The following is a 12,872-nucleotide window of genomic DNA, read 5'->3' as shown; positions in this document are numbered from 1 at the left end:
ACCTTCTGTCCGCGTGTCTTTGCCGCGGGCCATGACGTGAGCTGGGATCACTCGTCGCGTCCGCCAGCCTGGGCGTTCTCGGAGCGGGGGCCGATCTCTTCATCGTCCTCCATGCGAGGAGCGATGGGACCGCCGAGCCCACGGGATGCTTCGTCGCGACGGTCGGAGCGAGAGCCGGGCCCGCCCATTCCGCCGACGCCACGGCTGCCGGCACCGGCGCCGCGAGCCCCGCCGCCAGCGGCTGCGCCGCCCGCCGAGCCTCCGCCGCCGACGCCGCCGGCTCGCATGCCGGCACCCTTCGCCGTCGATTGTGCGGGCGCGCCGCCTCCGGCAGCACCGCCCATTCCGCCGACGCCGCGAGTACCGAGACCTGATCCGGCCGCGGCGGTCTTACCGAGCAGGCCACCGGAGCGACCTGCGGCACCGGAAGTCGCCGTTCCGCCGGCACCGCTGAACAGGCTGCCGCCCGGAGCGCCCGCGCCACGCGCAATGCTGCCGAGTGCGGCCGCACCGCCACCGCCGGCGATCAGACCCGCGCCGAGACCCGAGCCGATGCCCGCTCCCGCGCCGCCGGAACCCCCGAGAAGTCCTCCTCCGGGCGCCGAGGGGATGGCCCCGGGCAGGGTTGGATTGCCGATGATCGAGCCGTCCGGAGTGGGCTCGGGCTTGATGTTGTCGAGGTCGACGATGGGGAGGTCGCTGTGGATCGGGCCATGCGGTCGCGGCCCGATCTCGGTCGGCAGCGGCAGCGTGTGGTACTCGGGCTGCGGCTCTCCGCTGTCGTTGCCACCGGGGTTCGTCACGGTGGGGTTTGGGTTCCATTGGGGGTACTGCTCGATGCTGCGGCCACCGGAGCGCCCACCGCCGCCCCCGGTGCTGCCGCCCTCGCCGCCGCCTTTGACTTCCTCTTTGGGGGGCTTCGGCTCTTCGAAAGACGGGGCGTCGAACTTTGGCGGACTGGCAATCTCGACTTGGTCCAGCTTGTCCGAAGCCGTGGTCAGAGCGTTCTCAGCCGCGGCCTCGCGCTGCTGAGACATCCAGGAGTTTGCGAGACTGACGGCGCCTTCGCCGGCAAGGAAGGAAATGGGGCCAAGCAAGATCGTCGTGCCGATCGCCGCCCCGCGCACGAGTCCCTCCTGCTGCCCTGACAAGCTTCCGGCGGGCAGGGCCGCGAGCGCCTCGCGGGCTTGTTCACGAATCCGGTTTGCTTCGTCGATCTGCTCTTTGAGTGGACCGCTGAGGTAATCGATCTGTTGCTGGATCTCCCCTGCGGCGTACTGAAACTTGGATACGGCAGCATCGCCCGCCAAGCCTGCAATACCGGGCTCGTTGGCCACTCGACTGACGACCTGCTTGAGCGTTGCTAGCGCGCTGTTTAGTTCCTCGTAGCTCGGCAGCCCCCACGGAACGGTGGGCTCGGCCAATTCTCGAAGACTTTCTTCCCAAGGTCCGGTCATGCTGCCCGCTCCTTACCCGCCTTGCGGCGCTGACTGACGACGATAATGACGGTAATGACGATTGCCGCGACGACGAGAAGGCTGAGTCCAATAGCTACCCACAGCGCGATGGGGGCCGCATCGGATTGAGAAGCCCCGTTCTGCTCACGGTATTTATCGATCGAACTCGATCTCTCGTCGGGCGAGTACCCATTCGCTTTCGCCTGCGCGATCTGCTCTTCCGTCGGGAAACCCGCAGGCTTTCCCATGAGGGGAGTCTCGTCCGGCAACGTTGTGGGGTCGACGGTGAGCAGGGAAGGAAGCCATGCCGCTCCGTACCCGTACCCGTCTTCCGTGCGTGTCGGTGTGTGCTGTGCGCCGTTCGTTGTTGCGACGAGTGCTTGGACCAGCTGATTGCCTGTAGCTTGTGGCGACCTCTGTGCGGCCAATGCGAGCATGCCCGCGATGATTGGGGGAGCGAACGAAGAGCCTGTGGCTCCCACGGACGTGCTCCAATCGCCCGTGCTTCCTACTGCCGGCATGTCGACGCCGGCGGCGACGACGGTCGTCTGTGGAATGACGAACGGTTCGCCGTCCTCTGTTTGCAGGTTGCCGTCTCGGTCGATTCCGGTTGCCGACACAACGCCGTTGAAAGACCCGAGGTCGTCATATCTCGCCCCCAGCACGCCCGGGTTGATTGAGGCTGCGATGACCACTGCGCCGTGGGAGATCGCATAGGCCACGGCGGGAGCGTCGTCTACACGCGCTGTTCCCCCGATGCTCGTGAAGATGATCTTCGCGCCGTCATCGGTCGCTTGCTTGACACCCGCAGCAAACTCCGTGATCTGTGCACCGTCAGCCGTGTTACATGAGGGCCCGTCATCTTCGCCGTATCCGTAGAACGTCACGTCGGCGTCGGGAGCAATCCCTCGGACGCCCCCTGCCCCCGTCCCATTGCCGATAACGTACGCAGCCATTGTGGTTCCGTGGACGGAGGCGCTCGTCGCTTCCGTGGTGGCCACGGTTGTCTTGTTGACGCATAGAGGCTGATCGAAGACCTTCAGGCTCCGACCTTCGAACACCGGAAGATCGGGATTGATTTGCTTCTCTAGGACTGCGACCTTTACGCCCTTCCCAGTTAGGCCTTGTTGATGGGCATTGTCGACTCCGTATGCGCCCCACCAGTAGTCGAGATTCGCCTGGGCGGTCGACTCGTTTGCCGTTGCGGCCGCCGCGGGCGCGACCGTGCCGGTGAATATGGCGGCTGAGGCTAAGACTGCGGCGCAGAGCTTGATTACGCGCATAGTCCTCACTGAGGTGCCCCAGGAAGCACCCCGCGGACGCCTGCGGCGCCACCGGAAGTGCCGGCGGATCCGGCCAGGGAAGGTGCTGTTGCGGCGGTCTCAATGAGCGACGTCGTCTGCGCAGCCTCGGACGCGCTCAACTCATCTCGTTCACGGAGCGTGTTGACGGCTGCGGAAAGGGCCTGCGCATTCTCGTGCACGTACTGCTGAACGCGTCCTACTTCAGCAGCCAACTGCTGTGCCCGTGTCCGGAGGTGGCCCATGAAATCAGCCGCCGTCGCACCCTGGGACGGGCCCTCGACCTGGCTCACGCTCGCCTGAGGCGGCAGCTCGCTCGCCACTGAGGTGACTAACTGCGCGTTGTAATTGGCAAGGTCGCCGTCGAGACGGATCACGTTGGCCATGAGGATCACTCGTTTCTTCGCGATCGAGAGGGTGCGGTCAGACGGCTGACGCCGCCGAAAAAGATGTGGGGCGGCCCGAACGGGCCGCAAGAGCCGGCGGCCGCCTCAGCGACCGCCGGCTCGAGGCGACTCAGACGAAGCGGCCGGCGGCGGACTTGTCGGTCGAGGTGTAGCCCTGGGCGATCTCGTCGGTCTTGCCGGCGATCTGCTGCAGGAGCTCGTTCAGGCGGGTGATGGACTGGGTCCACTGGGCCTGAGCCTGGTCGTAAGCGGTCTGCGCCTCACCATCCCACGAGGAGCGAAGGGCGTTGACCTGCGACTCGAGCTCGTCGAGGCGGGTGCGGATGCCGGAGGCACCGTTGCGGATCTGACCCGAGAGCGCGATGACCTGCTCGGGACGAACGGACATGGACTGCATGAGAGTTCCTTCTTTCGTGTCGAGCGGGGTCAGCCGAGCAGGGAGCCCAGGTTGCCGATGGTCTGCTGGTGCGACTCTTCGGACGCGGCCTGGTCGCGCTCGGTGCCGCGGAGGGCATCCTCGAGCGTGACGAGCACGTTGTTGAGCTTGGTGGTCTCTTCGTTCCACCGCTGCATGAGCTGCGTGTACGAGCCGGCTGCGGCGCCGGTCCAGAAACCGGCCACCTGGTCGAGCTCGGTGCGAACCTTGCGCACCTGCTCGTCGATGCCCGACTTCGCGGTGTTGACCGCCTCGGCCCCTCGACGAAGCGCACCCTCCTGGGCTGCGATGAGATCTGCCACTGTGTCTCCTCGATGTTCCTCCGGGCGCGCCCGGGCGTTGCGGATCGAATACGCGCACGGGGATAGATGACCCGCGCACGGCGTCGATGGAGGAACCGGAGCCCCCCACCGGACTTCGAACTTACGTAAAGCATCCCCCCGGTTCAAGCCTCTTGCGCAATTTGAAAGATGACAAAACTCTCATCTTTATCCCCGGTGAACGGTGGAAAGGCGAACACGGGTCCGCGCGGGACGGATACGCTGGTGCGGTTGCGGCCTGCGGGTCGGAGAGCGCGAGAACGAGGGGGACCGTTGAGCGCAGAGGTGATGCAGGGGCGTCGTGTGGCGCTCATCGATGGCGAATCCCGGTTCGACCTGGTCGTTCCTCTTCGCGCCCGCGTCGACGACGTCCTCCGCGCGGCCGGTTCCGACACCGCCCGCGGCGCCCGCGTCGTAGGAATCTCGGGCCGCGAGATCGACCGGTCGACGGCGATGACCTCTCTGGAAGACGGAGTGGTCCTCGTGCTGGTCGACCCCGGCGCCTCTCTTCCCGACGCTGTCGCCCGCGCCGCTGCGGCGCCGAGCGCGATGCGCGTCTCGGCCGCGTGGTGGGTACTCGCCGCGGGCGGTGGCATCCTGGCCCTCCTCCGTCTTGTCGGAGGCGATGGCCTTCCGGTCTCTGTGCGCGGGCCCGTCGCGGTGCTGGCGCTCCTCGCCGCTCTGTCCGCGGGCGCGGTGTTCGCGCTGCGCGCCCGTTCGCGCACGCCGATCCTCGCTCCCGTGGTGGGGGTGATCGGTCTGGCTTTCGGCGGCGGTGTCGCGGTGGTCCCCGGCCTCCCCGCCTCCGCCCCGCTCGTCGCGATCTTCACGGGTCTTCTGTCGGGGGCCGTCGTCGCCGGCGTCGTCGGCGTGCTCGGTGCCACCGAGACCTTGCGGGCGCAGAGTCGCACGGCGACGATCGTGCTCGCCGTTCTGGCCGCCGTCTGGGGCCTCTCGCTGCTGATGCACCTCGACCCGTCGGCGCCGGCCGCCGTGACCCTCGGTTTGGTCCCGGTGGCGCAGCGCGTACTGCAGTCGAGCCTCGTCGACGTGGCCCCCGGTACCTTCATCGACTACGGCCGTTTCCAGAGCACGCGCTGGACGGTGCGCCAGAACCTCCCCGACGAGGTCCGCACCATCGAAGCCGACGACGCCGACGCGCTGGTCGAACGCTCCACCGCCCGCCTCACGATCGGTGTGGTCTTGCTGATCGCCGCCGGCGCGGCCAGCGCGTTCACCGCCCTGCCGTCCTTCGACACCGACAATCCGGTCGTCCTCGGTGGGCGCATCGCTCTGGCGGCGACCGTCGTCCTCGCCCTCCTGCTCAGCTCCCGCCGCAGCACGGTGCCGTTCCTGCGGTGGGTGGAGCGCCTGGGGGCGGCCGCCGTGGTGGTCGCCGTCCTGATGGCGTTGCTGCCGAGGGTCTCTCCCGACATGCTGGTGGTCTTCGCCGGCATCCTGCTGGTGGTCGGTCTGGGTTCGGCCCTTCTGGTCGTCCCCGTGGGTCGCGGATTGCGTTCTCTGGGCTGGTCGCGAACCGGCGACATCTTCGAGGCGCTGGCCACGGCACTGTCTCTTCCGGCGGGCATGCTCGCCGCCGGAGCAGTGGAGATCGCGCGTGCGATGATGGCGACATGACGCAGCTGACGCCGTTCGGCGCGCCCGCGACGGTGGGGGTGCGCGTAGGAGCCTTCAGTGTCGACGCGGCCCTCGTTGTCATCGCCTCGGGCGTGGCATCCCTTCTCACTTCTCCCGTGCTGGGAGCGGCGGTCGCCGCCGAGGCCCTGCTCGGCCTGTGGATCCTCCAGGCGCGACGTGGCGTCACGCCGGGGGCCCTGCTGTTCGGGCTGCGCACCGCTCGCGCCGAGGAGCCCGTCGTGCCAGGTGCCGGCCGCGCCTTCGTCCGGGGCCTTCTCGTGGTGCTGGGTGGCTTCGTCCTCCTCGTGGGCGCGTGGGTCGTCGTCGCCTCGGCGGCGTTCGACACCTCGGGGCGTCGGCGCTCCTGGGCCGATCGCGCCGCGGGAACGGTTCTGCTGTCCGTGCCCCGCGGAAAGCAGACTCCGGATGCCGACGAGCCCCGCAGTCTGTCGGAGCCCACCGTCCAGCGCACCGGTGCAGCCCGCGAGCCGCTGCGCATGGATTCGTCGGCGGCGGCCCTTCCGCTCGCGCAGGCGTGGGACGCCCCCATCATCGCGATCGAGGCGCCGAGCGTCGCGGGTGAGCGTCCCGCGACCATCGCCCCCGAGCCCGTCGCCCCGTCGCCGGCCGCTCCCACGCGCACCCCGGGCGTCGGCCGCGCGCAACTGCTCGTCGTCTTCGACACCGGCCAGCGCGAACAGTTCGACCTCCCCGCCGCCGTCAACTTCGGTCGCGCTCCCGTCGCGGATCAGCCGAACGACGTGCTCATCTCGGTCGACGACCCCGACCGCCTCATCTCGAAGACCCACCTGCGTCTCGAGCACGACGGCGAGACCGCGTGGGTCACCGACGCCGGATCCACGAACGGATCGGAGCTGATCGACGACGACGGCACCGTCCACGTGCTGCGCCCCGGTTCCCGCACCCTGCTCGAGGAGGGCACCCGCGTGCGCCTCAGCGAACGCGTCTTCACCCTGAGTCGTCTGATCGGAGGTCCGGTGTGAGCACGGGTCCGCGCATCGCCCCGCCGTCCTTGCCCAATGGGCGGATCGTGCTCCAGCCGCCACCCGAACTCGTGCCGAACGAGGGGGGTAGCGGCATCCTGACCTCCCTCCTGCCGATGCTCGGCAGCGTGGGCGCCATCGTGATGGTGACCATCTCGAACAGCGGACCGACGGGCTTCCTCATCGGTGGCATGTTCCTGCTGTCGTCCCTCGGCTTCGTGGCGGTCAACGGGTGGCGTCAGCGCGCCCAGCGCAATGCGCAGGTGCTCGGCAATCGCCGCGAGTACCTCGCCTACCTGTCCGACCTGCGTGACACCGTGCGCGTCGCGGCTCGCAAGCAGCGCCGCCACGGCGGGTGGATCATGCCGGCCCCGGCCGCTCTTCCGTTCATCGCCGAGGAGCGCTCGCGCGTGTGGGAGCGCCAGCCCGGCGACGAGACGTTCCTCCTCGCCCGCATCGGCGTCACCGACCAGCCGCTCAGCCTCACGCTCGAGGCGCCCGAGCTCCCGCCCCTGGCCCAGCTCGACCCGGTGGCCGCGTCGGCCGCGCACCGCTTCATGCTGACCCACGAGATGCAGCGCGATCTGCCGCTGGGATTCCCCCTCGGCGACTACTCGCGCATCGAGCTCGTGGGCTCCGACGAAGACGCCGTCCGCAGTCTCGCGCGCTCGCTGGTGGCCTCCGCCGCGACCCTGCACGACCCCGAGGACGTCATCATCGCGATCCTCGCCGGTCCCGCGCAGATGCCCGCGTGGGACTGGGCCAAGTGGCTCCCGCACGCGATGTCGTCGCGTGTGCAGGACCGGCTCGGCCCCGCGCGCATGATCTCGGCATCGCTCGACGAGCTCGTCGACATGCTGCCCCCGCAGCTCTCCACGCGTCCGCGCTTCACCCCGGGCGGGGGAGTGACCCCGCACGTGGTGCTCATCGTGGACGGGGTCGAGACCCCCACGAACAGCCCGCTCGTCGGCCTCGAGGGTGCGCAGGGCGTGACCGTGATCGACCTGCCCCCGCGCTGGGACGAACTCGACGACCCCCACGTCGCGCGCGTCGCGCTCGCAGAGGCGCCCGTCGTCGCGCGGGGCCGTCGCGCCGAGTCGAAGCCAGTCGTCGCCCCTGCCGAATTCATCGACGGAGCGGGCCGGGCCCAGACCTTCATTCCGGATGCCATGACCATCGCCGAAGCGGAGGCGACCGCCCGTCGGCTCATGCCCCTGCGGCCGGCGCCCATGGTCGTCGTCGACGCGCCGACCACGCAGGGGCAGCTGGAGCTCACCGAGCTGCTCGGACTGCCGGACGTTCGCACGGTGAACTTCGATCAGGCGTGGACGCGCCGCCTCGAGCGCGACCGCCTGCGTGTGCCGATCGGTCAGGAGCCCTCGGGTACCCCGCTCATCCTCGACCTCAAGGAGTCCGCGTCGCAGGGCATGGGCCCCCACGGCGTCATGGTCGGCGCGACCGGTTCGGGTAAGTCCGAGGTGTTGCGCACGCTCGTGCTCGCGCTGGCGATGACGCACTCGCCCGAGCAGCTGAACTTCGTGCTCGTCGACTTCAAGGGTGGCGCGACGTTCGCCGGCATGGCCGAGATGCCGCACGTGTCGGCGGTCATCACCAACCTCGGCAGCGAGCTCGCGCTCGTCGACCGCTTCCAGGACGCCCTGCAGGGAGAGGTCGTGCGGCGCCAGGAGCTGCTGCGCGCCGCGGGCAACTTCGCGAACGTCGGCGAGTACGAGACCGCGCGCCTCGGCGGTCGGTCCGACCTGGCCCCGTTGCCGGCTCTCCTGGTCGTCGTCGATGAGTTCTCGGAGCTGCTGACGGCCAAGCCCGAATTCGTCGACAGCTTCCTCAACATCGGTCGCGTCGGTCGATCCCTGCACGTGCACCTTCTGCTGGCATCCCAGCGGCTCGAAGAGGGCAAGCTGCGCGGTCTCGACACGTACCTGTCGTACCGGATCGGTCTGCGCACCTTCTCGGCCGCCGAGTCCCGCACGATCATCGGAACCCCCGACGCGTACACGTTGCCGCAGGAGCCCGGAGTCGGATTCCTCAAGAGCGACACCGAGAACCTCGTCCAGTTCCGCGCGGCGTACGTCTCGGGCCGCCCGAAGGGCAACGCCCGTCTGAACGTGGACGACCTGGAGTCCGGGTCGACGGGCCCGGCCCGCGTCGAGGTGTTCACCGCCCTCGCCCAGCCCGACGATGAGCCGGTCGAAGAGAACACGGATGCCACGCCCGCGGCGCTCGCCACCCCGGCCACCGACAAGCGCTCGACCTTCCAGATCGCCGTCGACCGCATGAAGGACCGCGGACCCGAGGCGCACCAGGTGTGGCTGCCGCCGCTGGCCGATCCCGCCCCGCTCGACGAGCTCATGCCCGACCTCGCGGAGGACCCGGCCCTCGGACTCGTCTCGCGTCGTTGGCGCGAAGCGGGAGCGCTCACCGTGCCGATCGGCGTCGTCGACATCCCCCTCGAACAGCGTCGCGATCACCTCACGGTGTCGCTGGGAGGCGCCGCCGGTCACGTGGCGATCGTCGGCTCCCCGCTGAGCGGAAAGTCGACCCTCGCGCGCACCCTCGTCTCGGCCCTGGCGCTGACCGGAACCCCGCAGGAGTTCCAGTTCTTCGTGCTCGACTTCGGCGGCGGTGGCTTCACCGCGATGCAGAAGCACCCGCACATCTCGGGCGTGGCCACCCGCACCGAGCCCGAGGCCGTCCGCCGTGCGATCGCCGAGGTCGAGGCCGTGCTCGACGCGCGCGAGCAGTACTTCCGCCGCAACGCCGTCGACTCGATCGAGACCTATCGCTCGCGGCGGCGCGACGGGCGTCTCGACGACGGGTTCGGCGACGTGTTCCTCATCATCGACGGCTGGTCGACGCTCCGGTCGGAGTTCGAACCGCTCGAGGCGCGAGTGCAGACGATCGCCGCTCGCGGCCTCAGCTTCGGCGTGCACGTCGTCGTCACCGCGAATCGGTGGCTCGAGATCCGCGCGAACCTCAAGGACCTCATTCAGACGCGCCTCGAGCTGCGCTTGGGCGACCCCACCGACTCGGACGTCGACCGCAAGCAGGCGGCCAACGTCCCGGTCGGTCAGCCCGGCCGCGGTCTCGCCGTGTCGAAGTTGCAGATGCTCACGTCCGTCCCGCGCATCGACGGTTCGGACGACCCCTCGACGATCGCCGACGGTGTCGCCGACATGATCGGCAGGATCACGAACGCCTGGCACGGGGAGCCGGGGCCGAAGCTCCGCCTTCTGCCCGAGAACATCTCGCTCGACGCGGTGCGCGCCCTCGCCGAGCCGGGCGATCGCCGGATGCTGCTCGGCATCGAAGAAGCGCAGCTGTCGCCCTTCGGCATCGACCCCCGCGTCGAACCGCACCTGTTCGTCTACGGCGACTCGGGGATGGGCAAGTCGTCGTTCCTGCGCGGCGTGGCCAAAGAGATCCAGCGGCTGTACACGCCCGCCGAGGCGAAGATCTTCGTCGTCGACTACCGCCGTGCGCTCCTCGGCGAGATCCCCGACGAGTACCTCGGTGCGTATCTCACCTCGCACGATCTGGCCACGGGTGGGATGAACGACCTGTCGCAGTATTTCTCGACGCGCATCCCCGGGCCCGACGTCACACCGACCCAGCTGCGGGAACGCAGCTGGTGGAAGGGCGCCGAGGGGTTCATCCTCATCGACGACTACGACCTGGTCGCCACGAGCCAGGGCAACCCGATCGCGGTGCTGCAGCCCTTGCTGGCCCAGGCCGGCGACCTCGGTCTGCACGTCATCCTGACCCGCCGTTCGGGCGGGGCCAGCCGTGCCGCGTACGACCCGATCATCCAGCGCTTCACCGACCTGGGCGTCACCGGCATCCTGCTCGGTGGAAACCCCGAGGAGGGGGCGCTCATCGGTCGAGTGAAGCCGGAACGAGCGGCCCCCGGCCGTGCGCAGATCGTCAGCCGCGAGCAGGGGCTCCTCGCCTCGCAGCTGGTGTTCGCGCCGCCCACGCACTGATCCGACGATCCTCCACAGGAGCGTCTTCCGCCCCGGCATCCCCCGATGGATGCCGGGGCGGTGTGCGTGTCGGTGGCCCGGGTTACCGTTGGGGGGTGACTTATCCCGGCGCCGCATCCGAGTCGTACGCCGACGCGCCGCCCGAGCCGTACGACCTCCCCGACGACCCCTACGCCGGGGCCGACTGGGACCCCGACCAGTTCGCTCCGCCCGAGGACTTCGACGCGCCGCCGCCGCCGGTCGACCCGTCGTCCCCGTTCGCGCGCGCGGTGGCCGTCACCGGCACCGCGCGAGAGCTCCCGGCCGTTCGCGACTTCACGGGCCGGGATCCGCGCGAGGTCCTGCACGAGGTGTACGGGTACGACGCCTTCCGCGGCGATCAAGCCGAGATCGTGCAGCACGTCGTGAACGGCGGAGACGCCGTCGTGCTCATGCCCACCGGCGGCGGAAAAAGCGTCACCTACCAGGTGCCCGCGCTCGTACGCCCGGGCACGGGTCTCGTCGTCAGCCCCCTGATCGCCCTGATGCACGACCAGGTCGAGGCGCTCATCGCCAACGGTGTGCGCGCGGGCTACCTCAACTCCACACAGGCGCCCGCCGAGCGGCAGGCCGTCGAGCAGGCGTATCTCGCGGGTGAACTCGATCTTCTCTACGTCGCGCCCGAGCGGCTCAACGGCGCGCAGACCCTGGCTTTCCTCGCACGCGGTCGGCTCAGCGTCATCGCCATCGACGAGGCGCACTGCGTGTCGCAATGGGGCCACGACTTCCGGCCCGATTACCTCGCCCTCGGCGACCTCGCCGACCGGTTCCCCGATGTCCCACGCATGGCCCTCACCGCCACGGCCACCCCCGCGACCGCGCAGGAGATCATCGAGCGGCTACGCCTGCGCGACGCGCGCGGGTTCGTCGCGAGCTTTGACCGCCCCAACATCCAGTACCGCATCGACGCCAAGGTCGACCCGCGGCGGCAGCTCGTGCAGTTCATCCGCTCGCAGCCCGAGGGCTCCGCCGGCATCGTCTACGCACTGAGTCGCAAGAGCGTGGAGCAGACGGCGGCCTATCTCAGCGCTCAGGGCCTCGACGCTCTGCCGTACCACGCGGGTCTCGACGCCTCCGTGCGCGCAGCCAACCAGTCGCGTTTCCTCCGCGACGACGGCGTGATCATGGTCGCCACGATCGCCTTCGGCATGGGGATCGACAAGCCTGACGTGCGTTTCGTCGCGCACATCGACCTGCCCAAATCCGTCGAGGGGTACTACCAAGAGACCGGCCGCGCCGGGCGCGACGGCGATCCCTCGACCGTATGGATGGCGTACGGTCTGGGCGACGTGGTCCAGCAGCGTCGAATGATCGACCAGTCGCCGGGCGATCGGTCGTACAAGATGCGTCTCGGCCAGCACCTCGACGCGATGCTCGCCCTCTGCGAGACGGTCGGATGCCGTCGGCAGAACCTCCTCGACTACTTCGGGCAGCGATCCGAGCCGTGCGGCAACTGCGACACGTGTCTGACGCCGCCCGACACCTGGGACGGCCTCGTCGCGGCGCAGAAGCTTCTCTCCACGATCGTGCGGCTGCAGCGCGAGCGTGGCCAGGCCTTCGGCGCGGGTCACCTCATCGACATCCTGCGCGGAGCGAAGACCGAACGCATCGCGCAGCAGGGCCACGACCGGCTCAGCACCTACGGCCTCGGCGCCGATCTGTCCGACCAGGACTGGCGCAGCGTCATCCGCCAGCTCCTCGCTCGCGGCATCATCGTCGCGCAAGGCGACTACGGCACGCTCGCCCTCAGCGAGTCCTCGGCCGGCGTCCTGCGCGGCGAGACGCCCGTGCCGTTGCGCCGCGACGCTCTCGGACGCACCGGGGGAGGCGGGGGAGGCAGCCGTCAGCGCAAATCCAGCGCCGACGACGTCGCTGCCGGCGACCGCGACCTGTTCGAGGCGCTCCGCGCGTGGCGCGCCGAGAAGGCTCGCGAGCAGGGCGTACCGGCCTACATCGTGTTCGGCGACGCGACGCTGCGAGCGATCGCGGCCGCGCGTCCGAGCTCGGTCGGCGACCTCGACGGGATCACCGGCATCGGCGCGAAGAAGCGAGAGGCTTACGGCGACGGGATCCTCACCGTCGTCGCCGCGAACTGACGCGACCCGCCGCGCGCCAAAAGGCAGGACGCACTGCGCTCGCACGCGCCGGCACCCACGGCATCCACTCGACGCTCAGCGCACACACGGGAATGTTGACCACCCACAACGACCCGTCGAGACGAGACGCGGCGTTGTTGTCGGTATCGCACAGGGTGTTTGGGCTCGCGTTG

Annotated in this window: 9 protein-coding genes; 4 read left to right on the top strand and 5 right to left on the bottom strand. The window is 69.4% G+C overall.

From position 1 onward, the window contains the following. Window positions 1-47 precede the first annotated feature (47 nt). The 5 genes from BLS25_RS11905 to BLS25_RS11885 all read right to left on the bottom strand — a co-directional run bounded on the left by BLS25_RS11905 (window position 48) and on the right by BLS25_RS11885 (window position 3,903). A complete protein-coding gene (locus tag BLS25_RS11905) occupies window positions 48-1,457 on the bottom strand; it encodes a hypothetical protein (RefSeq protein WP_143017938.1) in 1,410 nt (469 codons plus the stop codon). Beyond that, window positions 1,454-2,740: a S8 family peptidase gene (locus BLS25_RS11900; RefSeq protein WP_074695993.1), complete on the bottom strand. Its 1,287-nt coding sequence runs from the start codon at window positions 2,738-2,740 to the stop codon at window positions 1,454-1,456. The genes BLS25_RS11905 and BLS25_RS11900 overlap by 4 nt, the downstream gene beginning before the upstream one ends. 5 nt (window positions 2,741-2,745) lie before the next feature. Then, complete coding sequence (locus BLS25_RS11895) at window positions 2,746-3,144, bottom strand: hypothetical protein (protein ID WP_143017937.1); 399 nt, start codon at window positions 3,142-3,144, stop codon at window positions 2,746-2,748. Window positions 3,145-3,274: 130 nt separating this feature from the next. After that, entirely contained in the window at window positions 3,275-3,562 is a 288-nt protein-coding gene (locus BLS25_RS11890; RefSeq protein WP_225310219.1) for a WXG100 family type VII secretion target, read from the bottom strand. A 29-nt stretch (window positions 3,563-3,591) separates the two neighbouring features. Then, window positions 3,592-3,903 carry a WXG100 family type VII secretion target gene (locus tag BLS25_RS11885; RefSeq protein WP_055831852.1) on the bottom strand — a complete coding sequence of 104 codons (312 nt, stop codon included), beginning with the start codon at window positions 3,901-3,903 and terminating at the stop codon, window positions 3,592-3,594. A 291-nt stretch (window positions 3,904-4,194) separates the two neighbouring features. Between BLS25_RS11885 and BLS25_RS11880 the strand changes: the two genes are divergently transcribed. The 4 genes from BLS25_RS11880 (at window position 4,195) to recQ (ending at window position 12,699) form a co-directional block, all read left to right on the top strand. Further along, a complete protein-coding gene (locus BLS25_RS11880; RefSeq protein WP_176786366.1) occupies window positions 4,195-5,559 on the top strand; it encodes a hypothetical protein in 1,365 nt (454 codons plus the stop codon). After that, entirely contained in the window at window positions 5,556-6,563 is a 1,008-nt protein-coding gene (locus BLS25_RS16960) for an RDD family protein (RefSeq protein WP_074695988.1), read from the top strand. Before BLS25_RS11880 ends, BLS25_RS16960 begins: the two co-directional genes overlap by 4 nt. A gap of 47 nt (window positions 6,564-6,610) precedes the next feature. Further along, window positions 6,611-10,564, top strand: coding sequence for a type VII secretion protein EccCa (gene eccCa, locus BLS25_RS11870; RefSeq protein WP_256335583.1), 3,954 nt, complete (start codon window positions 6,611-6,613; stop codon window positions 10,562-10,564). 95 nt (window positions 10,565-10,659) lie between these two features. Further along, entirely contained in the window at window positions 10,660-12,699 is a 2,040-nt protein-coding gene (gene recQ, locus BLS25_RS11865; protein WP_074695983.1) for a DNA helicase RecQ, read from the top strand. Window positions 12,700-12,872 lie beyond the last annotated feature (173 nt).

The organism is Microbacterium testaceum StLB037, assembly GCF_900104345.1.
GTDB classification, from domain to species: Bacteria; Actinomycetota; Actinomycetes; order Actinomycetales; family Microbacteriaceae; genus Microbacterium; species Microbacterium testaceum_A.
This window is presented reverse-complemented; position numbering and strand designations above follow the sequence as displayed.

Coding starts and splice junctions, on each gene's coding strand:
- BLS25_RS11905 (WP_143017938.1), bottom strand. CDS start 1,457: ATGACCGGACCTTGGGAAGAAAGTCTTCGAGAATTGGCCGAGCCCACC.
- BLS25_RS11900 (WP_074695993.1), bottom strand. CDS start 2,740: ATGCGCGTAATCAAGCTCTGCGCCGCAGTCTTAGCCTCAGCCGCCATA.
- BLS25_RS11895 (WP_143017937.1), bottom strand. CDS start 3,144: ATGGCCAACGTGATCCGTCTCGACGGCGACCTTGCCAATTACAACGCG.
- BLS25_RS11890 (WP_225310219.1), bottom strand. CDS start 3,562: ATGCAGTCCATGTCCGTTCGTCCCGAGCAGGTCATCGCGCTCTCGGGT.
- BLS25_RS16960 (WP_074695988.1), top strand. CDS start 5,556: ATGACGCAGCTGACGCCGTTCGGCGCGCCCGCGACGGTGGGGGTGCGC.